General features: G+C 67.9%; 15 protein-coding genes. 7 read left to right on the top strand and 8 right to left on the bottom strand.

Going from position 1 to position 14,741, the window contains the following annotated elements:
- The first annotated feature begins 127 nt into the window (after positions 1-127).
- Positions 128-424: a helix-turn-helix transcriptional regulator gene (locus tag V5F63_RS19080; protein WP_394100607.1), complete on the top strand. Its 297-nt coding sequence runs from the start codon at positions 128-130 to the stop codon at positions 422-424.
- Here V5F63_RS19080 and V5F63_RS19075 read toward each other — a convergent pair.
- From V5F63_RS19075 to V5F63_RS19050, 6 genes are all read right to left on the bottom strand, one after another.
- Positions 354-1,637 carry a tyrosine-type recombinase/integrase gene (locus V5F63_RS19075; protein ID WP_394100608.1) on the bottom strand — a complete coding sequence of 428 codons (1,284 nt, stop codon included), beginning with the start codon at positions 1,635-1,637 and terminating at the stop codon, positions 354-356. The two genes, V5F63_RS19080 and V5F63_RS19075, sit on opposite strands and share 71 nt — an antisense overlap.
- A 294-nt stretch (positions 1,638-1,931) precedes the next feature.
- Positions 1,932-3,500 (bottom strand): glutamine-hydrolyzing GMP synthase, encoded by a 1,569-nt coding sequence (gene guaA, locus V5F63_RS19070; RefSeq protein WP_209484971.1) that lies wholly within the window; start codon positions 3,498-3,500, stop codon positions 1,932-1,934.
- Positions 3,501-3,606: 106 nt separating this feature from the next.
- Positions 3,607-3,828, bottom strand: a complete 222-nt coding sequence (locus tag V5F63_RS19065) for a hypothetical protein (RefSeq protein WP_394100609.1) — start codon at positions 3,826-3,828, stop codon at positions 3,607-3,609.
- Positions 3,829-4,425: 597 nt separating this feature from the next.
- On the bottom strand, positions 4,426-5,727 hold the full coding sequence (locus V5F63_RS19060; protein ID WP_394100610.1) for an RsmB/NOP family class I SAM-dependent RNA methyltransferase: 1,302 nt from the start codon (positions 5,725-5,727) through the stop codon (positions 4,426-4,428).
- Between the two features lie 21 nt (positions 5,728-5,748).
- Positions 5,749-6,411: a 5'-methylthioadenosine/S-adenosylhomocysteine nucleosidase gene (locus tag V5F63_RS19055; protein WP_209484963.1), complete on the bottom strand. Its 663-nt coding sequence runs from the start codon at positions 6,409-6,411 to the stop codon at positions 5,749-5,751.
- An 89-nt stretch (positions 6,412-6,500) separates the two neighbouring features.
- The gene (locus V5F63_RS19050; protein ID WP_209484961.1) at positions 6,501-6,854 is read right to left on the bottom strand and encodes a hypothetical protein; all 354 of its coding nucleotides are present in this window, start codon (positions 6,852-6,854) and stop codon (positions 6,501-6,503) included.
- Positions 6,855-7,013: 159 nt separating this feature from the next.
- Here V5F63_RS19050 and V5F63_RS19045 point away from each other — a divergent pair, with 159 nt between their 5' ends.
- A complete protein-coding gene (locus tag V5F63_RS19045) occupies positions 7,014-7,523 on the top strand; it encodes a low affinity iron permease family protein (RefSeq protein WP_394100611.1) in 510 nt (169 codons plus the stop codon).
- 9 nt (positions 7,524-7,532) lie between these two features.
- On the opposite strand, the gene V5F63_RS19040 is transcribed toward V5F63_RS19045, so the two are convergent.
- Positions 7,533-9,230: an O-linked N-acetylglucosamine transferase, SPINDLY family protein gene (locus V5F63_RS19040; protein ID WP_394100612.1), complete on the bottom strand. Its 1,698-nt coding sequence runs from the start codon at positions 9,228-9,230 to the stop codon at positions 7,533-7,535.
- A gap of 167 nt (positions 9,231-9,397) precedes the next feature.
- Here V5F63_RS19040 and V5F63_RS19035 point away from each other — a divergent pair, with 167 nt between their 5' ends.
- Positions 9,398-9,928, top strand: a complete 531-nt coding sequence (locus tag V5F63_RS19035) for a gamma carbonic anhydrase family protein (protein WP_209484954.1) — start codon at positions 9,398-9,400, stop codon at positions 9,926-9,928.
- 117 nt (positions 9,929-10,045) lie between these two features.
- Here V5F63_RS19035 and V5F63_RS19030 read toward each other — a convergent pair whose 3' ends face one another.
- A complete protein-coding gene (locus V5F63_RS19030) occupies positions 10,046-10,717 on the bottom strand; it encodes a transglutaminase-like cysteine peptidase (RefSeq protein WP_394100613.1) in 672 nt (223 codons plus the stop codon).
- A 231-nt stretch (positions 10,718-10,948) separates the two neighbouring features.
- On the opposite strand from V5F63_RS19030, the gene V5F63_RS19025 reads away from it, so the two are divergent.
- Genes V5F63_RS19025 through V5F63_RS19010 form a run of 4 tightly spaced genes read left to right on the top strand, consistent with a single transcriptional unit; the run spans position 10,949 to position 14,692 of the window.
- Entirely contained in the window at positions 10,949-11,620 is a 672-nt protein-coding gene (locus V5F63_RS19025; protein ID WP_394100614.1) for a TetR/AcrR family transcriptional regulator, read from the top strand.
- Positions 11,617-12,579, top strand: a complete 963-nt coding sequence (locus V5F63_RS19020; protein ID WP_394027841.1) for an HlyD family secretion protein — start codon at positions 11,617-11,619, stop codon at positions 12,577-12,579. Before V5F63_RS19025 ends, V5F63_RS19020 begins: the two co-directional genes overlap by 4 nt.
- Positions 12,576-13,559 carry an ABC transporter ATP-binding protein gene (locus tag V5F63_RS19015; RefSeq protein WP_394100615.1) on the top strand — a complete coding sequence of 328 codons (984 nt, stop codon included), beginning with the start codon at positions 12,576-12,578 and terminating at the stop codon, positions 13,557-13,559. Before V5F63_RS19020 ends, V5F63_RS19015 begins: the two co-directional genes overlap by 4 nt.
- A complete protein-coding gene (locus V5F63_RS19010) occupies positions 13,556-14,692 on the top strand; it encodes an ABC transporter permease (protein ID WP_209484944.1) in 1,137 nt (378 codons plus the stop codon). Before V5F63_RS19015 ends, V5F63_RS19010 begins: the two co-directional genes overlap by 4 nt.
- Positions 14,693-14,741: the final 49 nt, after the last annotated feature.

Raw genomic sequence — 14,741 nt, 5'->3', positions numbered from 1 at the left:
CACGAAGCCGAGACACCTTTCTATTTGTACGCCACAGTATCCGCCCGTCTGCGCACTGAATTTCGCTCCTTCCCTTTCGGCGGCTATCGCGCTCATTTCCTCGAGAAGACGAACTGAGGAGATGATGATGGCTGACCGCAATAGCGCGCCAATGAAGCGGACCATCCGCCGACAGCAACTGCGCGAAATCGTCCCACTTGCCGACAGCACGATCTACGAGATGGAACAGCGGGGCGAGTTCCCGCGCCGTTTTGCGCTCTCGCCGAGATGCGTGGTCTGGGACCTGGCCGAAGTCGAGGCCTGGCTAGCGTCGCGTCGATCAGCCCCAATCGGCCGTGCGCAGGCTCCCGACGTCAGGCAACGGCGGTCGCGCCCGGTTCGAGAGCCGGATCGGGCTCAAGCAGCGGCATCGAAGGCGGGATGAGCACCGGGACGCGCTTCTTCCCAGCGACCCAGGCGTCGATGATGTCCGACCACTCCTGCATCATGTGGCGACGCTGAACTTCGTACTCCGCCTTGTTATAGACGCCGCGCGAAGAACGACCATCCTCGTGGGCAAGACACTTCTCGATCCAGTCGCTGTTGAAGCCCAGCTCGTTGAGCAGCGTGGATCCTGTCCTTCGCAGATCATGAACCGTGAATGGCTCGAGTGGCAGACCTTCCTTCTTCGCCAGTTCAACAACCGAGTAGGTTACCCGGTTGAACGTCGCGCGCGACATCGGCGCATCCGCGTCGTACCGCGACGGCAACAGGTATCGCGAATTCCCTGCGCAGGTCTTCAGCGCGATCATGATGTCGAGTGTCTGCCGCGACAGATAGACGTTGTGCGCCTTCGAACGCTTCATGCGTTCCTTCGGAATCGTCCACACGGCATTCTCGAAATCGACCTCATCCCAAGTCGCGTCCTGCAACTCGCTCTTGCGAACCATCGTCTGCAGATAGAGGCGCATGCCGAGCCGGATGGTCGGTAGGGTCGCCACCTTCTCGATCAGCTTGAGCATGATTCTGATCTCGGTTGGCGAGAGCGAGCGGTCCTTGGGCACGAAGGTAGCGATGGAAGACGGCCCCACATCGTCAGCGGGGTTGGCGATCTTCTCGCCGTGCAAGATCGCGAAGCCGTAGATCTGCTTGACGATGTCGCGGACGTGGATTGCCGTAGCGGGCGCGCCCCGCTCGACAATCGCCCCGCAAAGAGCCCGGAGATCGTCCGGTGTGATCTCGGTCAGCAGCCTGTTGCGCCACTTGGGCAGCAGCTCGCGCTCGAAGATCGACCGGCGCATCGCCCGCGTGCTGTCCGCCATCGTCGGCGCCGCGGTCAGCCACTTCTCGCCGAACTCGCCAAAGCTCCTCGCTTCCAGGAGCCGGCGCTTCTCCCGCTGCTTTTCGATCGCCGGCGATCGTCCCTCGCTGATCGCCCGCCTGGCATCGATGCACAGCTCTCGTGCTCGAGCGAGCGACAGCCCCGCGGGGCCGTACTTGCCGAAGGTGACGGTCTCGCGCCGCCCATTCATCCGGTAGTCCAGCCGAAACGTGAGTGTCCCGGATGGCTTCACCAGCACGTACATGCCATCCCGGTCCGTCACCTTATAAATTTTGTCTTTTGGTTTCAGGTGCTTAAGGGCTGCATCCGTCAACATTTTGGCCGCCTCCTCGTAAAAAGACCGTCAGGCCATTTTTGGGCGTCATCACGACAAAATCTCTTTTTCTTACAGCAAGTTAGATCGAAAAAAAGACCGTCAGAGGCCATTCAGACTCTGACGGTATCGGACGAAATCGGATTTCGCAATGGGGAGCCGGACCGTCAGGGAGTACGTCAGCGGCGATCTCTGCCGGCCGATAGCCCCCGAACGTCTCTGGACGATTTTATTTTATCTATCAGCGTGTTATGGAGTGTTCCGGGATGCCGACGGATAGCGCCGGATGAGCCTGAATCATTCCCACTCGATGGTCCCCGGCGGCTTGCTCGTCACGTCGTAGACCACGCGGTTGACGCCCTTCACCTCGTTGATGATGCGGGTGGCGGTGCGGCCGAGGAAGCTCATGTCGAAGGGGTAGAAGTCGGCGGTCATGCCATCCACGGAGGTCACGGCGCGCAGGGCCAGGACGTGGTCGTAGGTGCGGCCGTCGCCCATCACGCCCACGGTGCGCACGGGCAGCAGCACGGCGAAGGCCTGCCAGATCACGTCGTAGAGGCCGGCGTAGCGGATTTCTTCCAGATAGATGGCGTCTGCCTTGCGCAGGATGTCGAGCTTCTCCTGCGTCACCGCGCCGGGGCAGCGGATGGCGAGGCCGGGGCCGGGGAAGGGGTGGCGGCCGACGAAGCTTTCCGGCAGGCCAAGCTCGCGGCCGAGCGCGCGCACCTCGTCCTTGAACAGGTCGCGCAGGGGCTCCACCAGCTTCATGTTCATGCGGTCGGGCAGGCCGCCCACATTATGATGGCTCTTGATGGTGACGGAGGGCCCGCCGGCGAAGGAGACGCTCTCGATCACGTCCGGATAGAGCGTACCCTGCGCGAGGAAATCGGCGCCGCCGACCTTCTTGGCCTCGGCCTCGAACACATCGATGAAGAGCCGGCCGATGGTCTTGCGCTTCACCTCCGGGTCCTCGACGCCCTCCAGCTCCTTCAGGAACAGGTCGGCGGCGTCCACATGGACGAGCGGGATGTTGTAGTGGCCGCGGAAGAGGGAGACCACCTCGTCCGCCTCGGCGTGGCGCATCAGACCGTGGTCCACGAACACGCAGGTGAGCTGATCGCCGATGGCCTCGTGGATCAGCACGGCGGCGACGGAGGAATCCACCCCGCCGGAGAGGCCGCAGATGACCCGGCCCGTTCCCACCTGCTCGCGGATACGGGCGATGGCGCGCTCGCGGAAGGCGCCCATGGTCCAGTTGCCTTCGAGGCCCGCCACCTTGCGCACGAAATTGGAGAGGAGCCGCGCGCCGTCCGGCGTATGCACCACCTCGGGGTGGAACTGCACGCCGTAATAGTTGCGCGACACATCGGCGATGGCGGCGAAGGGGGCGTTGTCGGAGGTGGCCACCACCTCGAAGCCCTCGGGCAGGCGGGTGACGCGGTCGCCGTGGCTCATCCACACGGTGTGGCGCTCGCCGGGGCGCCAGACGCCGTCGAACAGCGGCACGGACTTCTGTACCGTCACCTCGGCGCGGCCGAACTCGCGGTGGTGGCCCGCCTCCACCGCGCCGCCCAGCTGCGCGGCCATGCACTGCTCGCCATAGCAGATGCCCAGCACAGGCACGCCCGCCCCGAACGCCGCGTCCGGCGCCTTGGGGCTCTGCCCCTCGATCACCGAGGCGGGACCGCCGGAGAGGATGATGGCCTTGGGCTTGAGGCGAGCGATGGCCTCCTCCGCCTTCTGGAACGGCACCACCTCGGAATAGACCCCGTCCTCACGCACCCGGCGCGCGATAAGCTGCGTCACCTGGCTGCCGAAATCGATGATGAGGACGGTGTCCTGGGAGGCGGCGGGCGCGGCGGTCATGGGCAAGCCTTGGGCGAGAGGGCGGTTTCGGCCCTTCCTTTAGCCGCAAAGCACCGATTCCAAAAGTCAAGCGCCGCGCAGGGCTCCTATGAGCGCCCGGCGCGGGTCAGATGCGCGTCCAGTAGGCCTCACAGCCGACGGGCGCGTTGACCGCCCCGGAATGCCGGCGCTTCAGCTCGGCGCAGGCGAATTCCCGGGCCTGTTCGGGAAGGCGGGAATTGATGGCGCTGCCGATCTCGTCATAGGGCTCGCCGGAGGCATAGACATAATAAGCCCAGTAGCCGCCGACGAGGACGACCACGAGGAGCAGCAGGCGGATGAGACCCATGGCGCGGCACCTTCTCCTTCACCCGTGCGCGTCACGGGCAAGGCGGGAACGCCGGAGCTGCGGTGAAGGTTCACGTCCGGCCGCTGGGCGGGAGGGGAGCGCCATAGGGGGGCGAGAGGGGAGCAGAAGGCGAGCATGAGGAAGAGCGGGATGGCGCAGACCAAGGTCCAGGCTATCGCGCCCACGCAGATGGCTTGATCAAACGCCAAGGTCCGGAACTCCTCCGGCGTCGTGAGAACGACATCCTCCCCCATGGGGTAGGGCGGCCCCTTTTGGTATTTGGCCTGCACTTCCTTCAGGAACTTCCGCTTAGTCATGACTGCGGCGCGCCAGCACCAGAAGGCCGTGGGAGGCAGGCCGAAGCCAAACACCGCCAACCCGATGGTGTTGTTTGTGTCGATTGCCCACCCAGGGCAATAGGTCCGGCTGGAATCGACCCAAGTCAGTATGCCGATCTCGGTGCCGAGGATCAGGAGGCATCCCAGAGCCGCCAGCCGCGTCACCTTCATCTGGAATTTCGGCGTCAGACCGGGAAACGGGTTCCAGTCTTCGCTGTAGCTCGGCATGTCGCGCCTCCGCCGGAGATCTGAACCCGCCTCACCCCGCCCGCTTCATCACGCTGACGAAGAAGCCGTCCGTCCCCGTCCGGCGGGGGGTCATCAGGATGCCCTCGCGGCTGGTGAGGGCGGCGTCCGCGAGGGCCTGCCCGTGCGTGCCGAGGGACAGCACCGTCTCGTTGGGCGGCACCACGTGGAAGTCCTCGCGCTTGGAGAGCAGGGCGCGCACCTGGGCGCCGTTCTCCTCGTCCAGAAGCGAGCAGGTGACATAGGCGAGCCGGCCGCCGGGACGGACATAATGGGCGGCTTCCTCCAGGATCTTGGCCTGCTCGGCGGTGCGCTGGGCGAGGGCGCCGGGGCGCACGCGCCACTTGGCGTCGGGGTTGCGCCGCCAGGTGCCGGTGCCGGTGCAGGGGGCGTCCACGAGGACGAGGTCCATCCTGCCTTCAAGGTCGTGCAGCACGTCCTCGGCGCCACGCGGGCTGCGCACCTGCACATTGCGCACGCCGGCGCGGGCGAGGCGCTCGTGCATGGGCTTCAGGCGGCGGATGTCGCTGTCATGGGCGTAAATCTGGCCCTTGTTGTCCATCAGCGCGGCGAATTCCAGCGTCTTGCCGCCGGCGCCGGCGCACAGGTCCAGCACCTGACCGCCGGGCACGGGGCGGGCGAGGATGGCGGCAAGCTGGGAGCCCTCGTCCTGCACCTCCACCTCGCCGCGCAGGAAGGCTGGCTCGGCGGAAACCGGCGGCGCCTTGCCCTCGGAATCGAGCTTGATGCGCAGGGCCAGCGGAGAGAAGCGGCAGGGCTCTGGGTGAAGATGGGAGAGTTCCGCCTTAACGGCCTCGGGCTCGCCCTTCAGCGTGTTGATGCGCAGGTCCAGCGGCGCGCGGGCGGCCAGCGCCGCGCCTTCCTCGACCACACTGTCGCCGAACACATGCCGCAGCGAGGCATGCAGCCACTGGGGATAGTCGCCGCGCACGAAGGGCGGTGCGCCCTGAAGGCTCGGGTCGGCGAGCCGGGCGCGCTCGGCCTCGGAGAGCGGCGCGGGGGCAAAGCGGGCGCCATCGGCGAGCGCGGCGATTGCGTCCACCGACAGGCCGCGCATGAGCGCCAGCATGCCGAGCACGAGGGCGCGCGGCTCTTCCGATCCCATCACATGGGCGGCGGAGGCGCGCCGGCGCAGGGTGTCGTAGAGGATGCCGGCGATAGCGGCGCGGTCGCCCGATCCGGCGAAGCGGTGGGAGAGGCCCCAGTCCTTCAGCGCGTCGGCAGCGGGGCGGCGGCGCGCGGCGAGGTCGGCGAGGATCTCGATGGCGGCGGAAAGGCGGGCGGCAGGGGTCACGGCGGCTCTTCTGTTGTCGGGTCAGGCCTGCGGCGCGACGGGGGCGAGCCCCTCCGCGGTCAGCTGGCGGGCGAAAAGGTCCAGTGCGCGGGCCAGCTTCTCGTCGATGATATGCAGATATTCGGTCCAGTCGGCATAGCCGGTCAGCTCGGCCTTGCCGTCGCTGATGCCGCGCAGGCCGAGGAGGGGTACGCCGTGACGCCGGGCAGCGCGCAGCACGGCGAAGGTTTCCATGTCCACCATGTCCTCGGCGATGGCGTCATAGGCCGCGCCGGAGATGATGGCCCCGCCGGTGGAGAGGGAGGCTTCGGGCACGCCGGCGATGCGGTGCGGCAGCTCCACCACCACCGGCTCGTCGAGAAAGGGCGTCTTGCCACGCTCGAAGCCGAGCGCCGAGGCGTCCATGTCGCGATAGGCGACGCGCGCCACCTGATAGACTTCCGCATGGTCGAGCCGGCGCGAGCCGGCCGAGCCCAGCGTCACCACCAGATCCGGATGGCGGCCCTGATGGTGCAGGATGGCGAGCGCCCGCGCCGTCTCCACCGCCGCCTCCACAGGCCCGACGCCGGTGATGAGCGGATCGATGCGGGCCTTCAGGTGCTCTCCGTACTCCTGGCTGGTCGCCATGACGAAGAGGACGTCGTGGCCGCCAAAGGCGAGGACGTGGCGGGCGGGGTCGGTCATCGCAAATCCCATCGGGCGCCCCCGGATGGGCACCCTGCGCAATGAGCAGACTCCTCAACCGCCACGCCGCGCCTGTCAACCGCGGCGCCTCAGACGGCCAGAAGGACGGCGAGCGCGAACAACACCCACATCAGGGCCAGCACGGCAAGGCTGGCGAGATCGAGGCTGACACCGCCGATGCCGCCCCGCGCCCGCGCAGAGAACAGCTGGGGAAAGGCGGCTGCGATGCGCAGGATCACGAACAGCCAAGCCAGCACCACGAAGGCCACGTCCGCCTTGCGGGTGAACAAGGCGAGGCAGGTGAGCGTGTAGAAGAGCACGGCGGCGAGGCCGGCGCGCAATCCGTCCGCCGTCACCTCGGTGGAGCGCACGGCCCGCAGCAGCACGGCGAGCACCAGAGCGACGTGAACGAAAAGCGGCAGCAGGATCATCTGAACGGTCATCAAAGCCTCCGGGGCGGGCGGCCGCGCATGCCATAAAGCGCCAGCGCTGCCATGAGCGGAACCGCTGGAGCGGCCGTTCGTTCCCTCGCTGCGTTCTTTCAGGGATGAACGCATCCGGTGCGCGGTCCCCGGCCTCGCGGGCCGTTGGAGGCATCACAGATGAGCCAGCAAGACGACATCCGGGAACTGCGGCGCAAGGTGGACGCCGGCCGCGCGCCTCGGCCCTTCTTCACCCGCGTGTCGCAAACAGTATCCCGCTATGCGGGCAAGCCGGCGACCTTCATCGGTGCGGTGTCGCTGATCGTGATCTGGGGGATGACGGGGCCGCTCTTCGGCTTCAACGACACCTGGCAGCTGATCATCAACACCTCCACCACCATCGTCACTTTCCTGATGGTCTTTCTGATCCAGAACAGCCAGAACCAGGACACCGCCGCGCTCCAGATCAAGCTGGACGAGCTCATCGCCCGCCTCGAAGGCCCGCGCCAGAGCCTGCTCGATCTTGAGGATCTGGACGAGGAGGTGCTGGAGCGCCTCAGGCTGGAATATGCGCTGCTCGCCGACGAGGCGCGCGAGGCCGGGGACAGCCGGGGACGGGTGCCGCTTTCGGAGGCGCCGGAGTGCCAACCGGGGCGGGGGCGGGCGGAGGATGGACCGGTCTCCGGCTGAGCTTTTGTCTCAGGCCGGGACGGCGAACGCCTCCGGCGGCGCGCCCGCCCGCATGCGCGCGGCCATGGTCTCGAAGGCGCTTTCGATGTGCCGGGCGTAGCGGTCCACCGCGAACAGCGGCGAGCCGGGCAAGGCGGCCTGAAGGCGGGCGCGCACCTCGGCCAGCGCGGCCGGATCGCGGGCGAGGGCGATGGCGCGGTCTTCGAACGCCGCGGGCGTCGTCACCGCGAGATCGTCGAGGTTCACCTGCCGCATGAGGCTTTCCGCCACCCGCGAGGCGAAGGAGCGTCCGGTGCGGGTCACGATGGGCAACCCGCGGCGCAGCGCATCGCTGGCGGTGGTGTGGGCGGTATAAGGGAAGGTATCGAGGAAGAGGTCCGCATGGCCGATGCGGGCCAGATGTTCCTTCAGCTCCGCCCGGGGCGCGAACACGAGACGCGCAGGGTCGAGGCCCCTGAGCTTGGCCTCCCGACGCAGATTGTCGGCGGTGCCGGGCCGGCCCTCCAGCAGCCACAGCACCGAGCCCGGCACCGCTTCGAGAATGCGGACGAAGCTGGACAGGGTCTGCGGATCGAGCTTCGAGGCCGCATTGAAGGCGCCGAAGACGAAGGCATCTTCCGGAAGGCCGCAGGCGGCGCGGCCGGGCGGCTCGCCGACTGGCAGGTCTGGGTCGTTCGGCTGGTAGCAGTGGGGCAGCTGGACGATCTTCTCGCTGTAGAAGGGCGCGTCCGCGAACGGCAGCACCACCGGGTCGCCGATCACGTAATCGAAGAACGGCGCGCCGCTGGTGCCAGGATAACCCAGGAAGCTCACCTGCACCGGGGCCGGGCGATGGGCGAACAGGCTCATGCGCTCGCCCTTGGTGTGCGTCATGAGGTCCACGGCGATGTCGATGCCGAGGCCGGCGATCTGGCGGGCAATGTCCTCGACGCTCGCCTGCTCCACATCGACGAAGCGGTCCACCGCCGCCTTCACCCGCGCCCGCTCGGGCGAGCCATCGTCCGGGCCGATGGAGACGGCGGTGATCTCGAAGCGGCTGCGGTCGTGCCGCTCCAGCAGGCCGGCGATGAGGTGCGTCGTGGGATGGATGCGGAAATCGGCCGAGACATAGGCCACGCGGATCGGTCCGGTGGCCGCGCGCCGGGCCGAATGGTCGAAGGTGAGCGGCCGCGTCGGCTGCCGCTCCGCCTCCACCCAGCGCCGGCTCGCGGCGAGGTGCAGGGCGGGGTCGTCGATGTACAGCGTCAGGAAGGGAATGGAGGGCGCGCTCTGGCCGGTGGCGCCGAGCCTCAGGTTCTCCAGAAGCCGGTCGTGGCCGCGCCAGTCGCAGGTGGCGCGGCGCGCCGGGAACAGCACGTTGGCCGCCAGCGGAAGCGAGGGGTCGCGCGCGAAGGCCTCGCCCATGGCGGCCACTTCCTCCGCCTCGCGCTTCAGCGCCCCATAGGCGAGAGCGAGATTGTACAGGCACTTGGCATCGTCCGGTCGCCGCGCCAGCGCCTTGCGATAAAGCTCGATGGCCTCGATCTCGCGTCCCTGGCGGGCGCGGCAGATGCCGAGGAGCTGGATGACGTCGGCATGGTCCGGCGCGCTCTTCAGGATCTTGCGATAGGCCCGGGCCGCCTCCTCATACTGCCCGCGCAGCTGTTGCTGGTAGCCGTCATAGAGCAGCTTCGCGAGGGGCGGGGGGAGCGCAGGAGGCTGGGACATGGTCTCGACGGGCTGGGTTCGGCGGAGGCCGCGACGGCCGGCTGGACATGGCTGCTCGACGGCAAGGCGTGGCGCGCCTCTAGCATGCGGGCGCCGATGGCGATAGGCAGGGACAGGCGCGCCCGGCCGCCACGCCGGCCCGCCGATCGATCTTCTGGAGGAACCCCATGCCGCTTTATGCCCTCGACGGCATCGCCCCGGAGCTGCCCGCCTCCGGCAATTTCTGGATCGCCCCCACGGCCGTCCTCATCGGCCGGGTGATCGTGAAGGAGGGCGCGAGCATCTGGTTCGGCGCGGTGCTGCGCGGCGACAACGAGCCGATCGTGGTGGGCGAGGGCACGAATATTCAGGAAAACTGCGTCCTGCACACCGATCCCGGCTATCCCATGACGCTCGGCCCTAAGGCCACCATCGGCCACAGCGTGACGCTGCATGGCTGCACGGTGGGGGAGGGGGCGCTGGTGGGGATGGGCGCGACCGTGCTGAACGGCGCCGTCATCGGCGATCACTGCCTCGTCGGCTCCATGGCACTGGTGACCGAGGGCAAGACCTTCGAGCCCTATTCGCTGATTGTCGGAGCCCCGGCCAAGGTCGCGCGCACCCTGGACGAGGCGGCGGCGGAGCGGCTGATCGCGACGGCGGCCGGCTACCAGCACCGCTGGCCCCAATACGCCGCCGGCCTCAAGCGCATCGACTGAGGGGGCCGATCGGGCCTGATACAACGCAAAACGGGCCGGAACCGCGGCGTCGGTTCCGGCCCGTTTTCGTCTCGCTGAGGCAGGAGCCGGCGAGGCGACCCTTTGACGGTCAAGCTGTCAGCGCCCGGTGCCCACCACCGGCGGCACCCGGGCTTCGCCGAGCGAAACCCACTGGGAGGGATCCTCCTTGGACTGGCGCTTGACGAAGCGATAGCCGGTGTCGGTCCAGGTGAGGATCTCGGCTTCCTGGTTGTCGAGGATGAGGTCGCCCTTGTCGGTGACGACGGTGAGGACGGCGTGACCATCGCCCTCGTGATCGCGCACCACCGTGATGAGCAGAACCGAAGTGGGCCAGCCGGCGTTGATGAGGCGGCGGCGCTTTTCGAGAACATAATCCTCGCAATCGCCGCGGCGGTCGTCGGGATAGGCCCAGCGCTCCGTCTCGCCGTAATGATCGAGATCTGTCTCGGGCTGAACCACTTCGTTGACGGTACGATTGACGCGCTCAAGCTCGGCCTTGTGTTCGGCGTCGAGACGGATAGCCGGCATGAGGGCCCCGGCGGCGCGGCAGTCGCCGCCGTTGTCGGCGCAGAAGCGGACGTAGCCGGACGGGGCGGAGGTATAGCGCCCGTCGGCAAGATGGCGCGGCGCGAAGGTGGCGGCCAGATTGGCAAGGCGCAAATGCCCGCGCGTGTCCTGCTGCGCGGCGGCGGGGACGCTTGCGCCCAGAAGCGCGACCCATGCGGCCAGCGCCAGAAGAAGGCTGAGGAGCGAGACGCGCTTCGACATTGCCGGGGTCCGAGCGGAGTTAACAAAAAGATAATGCCTCAAGCCGCCGGGCTTGGCTCCGTCAACCTTCTGTTAACCTTAATTGCCCGGTTTTTAGTTACCTCCGCCTTTTGCGATCTTTCGCCGCTGTTGCTTCGCCGCAACCCTGTTTGCCGGCTTGACCCTAGGCCAGCAGTTGGATCGCGCCATTGACCATGCTAATGACTGACGGGTCAGTCATTGCGAGTTGCCATGCCGCAGATGCCCAAAGACTCGCAGGAGAGCCCCTCGTCGCCGCAGGCCCGGCGTCGGCGCGCGCCGGCTATGGACAGGGGAGAGCGGCGGCGGTCCATCCTCGACGCGGCCCTGGCCGAGTTCGCGGCCCACGGCTTCGCCGGCGCGCGGCTGGAGGACGTGGCCCGGCGGGCGGGCGTCGCCAAGGGCACGCTCTATCTCTACTTCTCCGACAAGGAGGCGCTGTTCCGGGGACTGGTGGAAGAGAACCTCTCGCCGGTTATCGTGGATGCCGGCGGCATGGTCGCCCTGTTCCCGGGTACGACGCGGGAATTGCTGGACCTACTTATCGAGCTTCTCGCCCAGCGCGTGCTGGAAGCGCCGGCTCAGGCTCTTGTGCGCCTCATGATTGCCGAGGGGCCGCGTTTTCCCGAACTCGCCGCCTATTATCACCGGGAAGTCGTGGTGCGCGGCCTCGCGCTCATCCGCGCCATCGTCGCGCGCGGCATCGCCCGCGGCGAGATCGACAGCGACATTCCTGCCCAATTCCCCCAGCTCGTCATTGCCCCGGCCATCGTGGCGGTGGTGTGGAACAGCATGTTCGGCACATTCGACCCCCTGGACGTGCGCCGGTTTCTTGCCGCCCATCGCGACCTGATCCTGCGCGGCCTTGGATGGAGAGAGACGTGACACGCGCTCCCGCTTTGTGCGCCATGCTTGCCCTCGCCGCGCTCGGCCTCGCCGGCTGCGACGGGGACAAGGGAGGCGGCTTCTCCGGCTATGTGGAGGGCGATCTCGTCTTCATCGGCCCCACCGAGCCGGGGCGTGTCACCGCGCTCCTGGTGGAAGAAGGGGCGCAGGTGAAGGTCGGGCAGGTGCTGGCGAAGGTGGAGGACGATCTCCAGATCGCCGACCGCGATGCCGCCGCCGCGCAGCTTCGGGAAGCCGAGGCGCGCCTCGCCAATGCCCGCTCGCCGCTCCAGCGGCCGGAGGAGGTGGCGGTGCTGGAAGCCTCCGAGCGCCGCGCCGCCGCCGCGCTCGATCTCTCCCGTATCGAGCTGGACCGCCAGAAGACGCTGGTGCCCAAGGGCGCCTCCTCTCAGGCCAATCTCGATTCCGCCCAGCACCAGTACGACCAGAACCAGGCCGCCCTTGACGAGGCCAAGCGCCGCATCGCCGCCGCCCGTATCGCCTCGCGCACACAGGACATCGAGGCCGCCGAACAGGCCGTCCAAACGGCGAAGGCGAATCTCTCCGCCGCGCAGATCCGGCTGGATCGACGCTCCGTGAAGACCCCGGCGGACGGCCCCGTGCAGACCGTCTATTACCGGCCCGGTGAGATGGTGCCGGAGGGGCGGCCCATCGTCTCCGTTCTGCCGCCGGGGCTGGTGAAGGTGCGCTTCTTCGTGCCCGAGGCGCAATTGCCGAAGGTCGCGGCTGGCGCGCCCGTCACCGTAACCTGCGACGGCTGCGCCCCCTTCACCGCCAAGGTGTCCTTCATCGCGGCGCAGGCCGAATACACCCCGCCAGTCATCTACAGCCGCGAGGAGCGCTCCAAGCTCGTCTATATGGTGGAGGCGCGGCCCGACGATCCGGCCAGGGCAAAGCCCGGACAGCCGGTGAACGTGACCCTCGGAGCCGCCCCGTGAGCACAACGGCGCAGGCGGCTTCGGCGCCCGATCCGGAGGTGGTGATCGAGGTGGAAGGCCTCTCCAAGAGCTTCGGCGGGCATCGTGTGGTGGACAACCTCACCATGCGGGTGCGGCGCGGACAGATCTACGGCTTCCTCGGCCCCAACGGCTCGGGCAAGACCACCACCATCCGCATGCTGTGCGGGCTGCTGACGCCTGACGCGGGCCGGGGCACCTGCCTCGGCATGGACATCCTCACCGAGTCCCGGGCGATCCGCGAGCATGTGGGCTACATGACCCAGCGCTTCTCGCTCTACCAGGATCTCTCCGTGCGGGAGAATCTCGAGTTCGTCGCCCGCCTCTACGGCGTCGACAAGCCGGAGGCGGCCGCCGCCGAGGCGCTGAAGCGGCTGGGGCTCGAGGGGCGCGGCAAGCAGTTGGCCGGCGCGCTGTCCGGCGGCTGGAAGCAGCGGCTGGCGCTCGGCGCCTGCATCCTGCCCGGTCCCGACCTCCTGCTTCTCGACGAGCCGACCGCCGGCGTCGATCCGCAGGCCCGGCGCGAGTTCTGGGAGCAGATCCACGATCTCGCCGCCGAAGGGCTGACCGTCCTCGTCTCCACCCACTACATGGACGAGGCCGAGCGCTGTCACGAGATCGCGTACATCGCCTACGGCAAGCTGCTCGCCCAGGGCACGGTGCAGAGCGTGATCGCCGCCGCCGGCCTCACCACCGTGACGGTGGAGGTGAAGGGCGAGGCGGGGCAGGAGGCCGGCCGCATCGCCCGCGACCTCGCTCGCGATCTGGCCCAGCGGGCGGGCGTGGACATGGTGGCGCCCTTCGGTACCGCCCTGCACATCTCCGGCCGCGACGCAGGGGCGCTGGAGGCGGCCCTCGCCCCCTTCCGGGCCGATGAGCGCCTCGCCTTCCGCGCCGATGCGCCGACGCTGGAGGACGTGTTCATCGACCTGATGCGCCGCTCCAAGGACGAGCTGCGATGAGCGCGCGCGCCGCGCGGGGCGGCTTCTTCACGCGCGTCGGCGCCATGATCGTGAAGGAGTTCATCCAGCTCCGCCGCGACCGGGTGACGTTCGCGACCATGATCATGATCCCGCTGTTGCAGCTGATCCTGTTCGGCTACGCCATCAACACCACGCCGCGCCACCTGCCCACCGCCGTCTTCACCCACGAGAACAACGACGTCAGCCGCGCCATCCTCGCCGCGCTGCGCAACACCGCCTTCTTCGCCTTCGTGCGCGAGGTGAAGAGTGCAGAGGATGCCGAGCACATGATCCGCTCGGGCGATGTGCTGTTCTTCGTGGAGATCCCGGCCGGCTTCGAGCGCGCGCTGCGGCGGGGGGATGCGCCCCAGTTGCTGGTCGCGGCCGATGCCACCGATCCGGTCGGCTCGGCCAATGCGCTGGCGGCGCTTGCCGGGGTCGTGAATTCCGCGCTCGCGCGCGAGCGGTTCGTGGATGCGCCGGGCAGCGCCGCGTTCGAGATCGTGCAGCACCGGCGCTACAACCCCGCCGGCACCAGCCAGCTCAACATCGTGCCGGGCCTCCTGGGCACCATCCTCACCATGACCATGCTCATCTTCACCGCTTTGTCGGTGACGCGGGAGATCGAGCGCGGGACCATGGAGAGCCTGCTCTCCATGCCCATCCACCCGGTGGAGATCATGCTGGGCAAGATCACGCCCTATGTGCTGGTGGGCATCCTTCAGGCGCTGCTCATCATGGGCGCGGGGATGATTCTCTTCGGCGTGCCGCTGGAGGGCAGCGCGATCCTCTTGGCGGTGGCGACGCTGCTGTTCATCGTCGTCAACCTGTCCATCGGCTACACCTTCTCCACCCTGGCGCAGAACCAGCTCCAGGCGGTGCAGATGTCGTTCATGTTCTTCCTGCCCTCCATCCTCTTGTCCGGCTTCATGTTTCCCTTCTCGGGCATGCCGCTGTGGGCGCAGTGGATCGGCGAGGGGCTGCCGCTCACCCACTATTTGCGGATGGTACGCGGCATTCTCCTGAAGGGCTCGGGCATCTCCGACCTAACCACCGACGCGGGCGCGCTCGTGGTGCTGATGCTGGTGGCGATGGCCATCGCCGTGGCGAGATTCCGGCAAACTCTAGACTAAAAGCCGTGCGGCATGTGGCCGCGAAGCTTTGGCGCTTGCCCGAATTCGT

Origin of the sequence: Xanthobacter wiegelii, from assembly GCF_043193855.2 — a bacterium.
Taxonomy (GTDB): Bacteria; Pseudomonadota; Alphaproteobacteria; order Rhizobiales; family Xanthobacteraceae; genus Xanthobacter; species Xanthobacter flavus_A.
Note: the sequence above shows the minus strand (reverse complement) of the source record. Positions and strands in the feature narration are given on the sequence as shown.

Excerpts from the sequence above, each read along its gene's own strand:
- V5F63_RS19080 (WP_394100607.1), top strand. The coding sequence starts at position 128 with ATGGCTGACCGCAATAGCGCGCCAATGAAGCGGACCATCCGCCGACAG.
- V5F63_RS19075 (WP_394100608.1), bottom strand. The coding sequence starts at position 1,637 with ATGTTGACGGATGCAGCCCTTAAGCACCTGAAACCAAAAGACAAAATT.
- guaA (WP_209484971.1), bottom strand. The coding sequence starts at position 3,500 with ATGACCGCCGCGCCCGCCGCCTCCCAGGACACCGTCCTCATCATCGAT.
- V5F63_RS19065 (WP_394100609.1), bottom strand. The coding sequence starts at position 3,828 with ATGGGTCTCATCCGCCTGCTGCTCCTCGTGGTCGTCCTCGTCGGCGGC.
- V5F63_RS19055 (WP_209484963.1), bottom strand. The coding sequence starts at position 6,411 with ATGACCGACCCCGCCCGCCACGTCCTCGCCTTTGGCGGCCACGACGTC.
- V5F63_RS19050 (WP_209484961.1), bottom strand. The coding sequence starts at position 6,854 with ATGACCGTTCAGATGATCCTGCTGCCGCTTTTCGTTCACGTCGCTCTG.
- V5F63_RS19045 (WP_394100611.1), top strand. The coding sequence starts at position 7,014 with ATGAGCCAGCAAGACGACATCCGGGAACTGCGGCGCAAGGTGGACGCC.
- V5F63_RS19040 (WP_394100612.1), bottom strand. The coding sequence starts at position 9,230 with ATGTCCCAGCCTCCTGCGCTCCCCCCGCCCCTCGCGAAGCTGCTCTAT.
- V5F63_RS19035 (WP_209484954.1), top strand. The coding sequence starts at position 9,398 with ATGCCGCTTTATGCCCTCGACGGCATCGCCCCGGAGCTGCCCGCCTCC.
- V5F63_RS19030 (WP_394100613.1), bottom strand. The coding sequence starts at position 10,717 with ATGTCGAAGCGCGTCTCGCTCCTCAGCCTTCTTCTGGCGCTGGCCGCA.
- V5F63_RS19025 (WP_394100614.1), top strand. The coding sequence starts at position 10,949 with ATGCCGCAGATGCCCAAAGACTCGCAGGAGAGCCCCTCGTCGCCGCAG.
- V5F63_RS19010 (WP_209484944.1), top strand. The coding sequence starts at position 13,556 with ATGAGCGCGCGCGCCGCGCGGGGCGGCTTCTTCACGCGCGTCGGCGCC.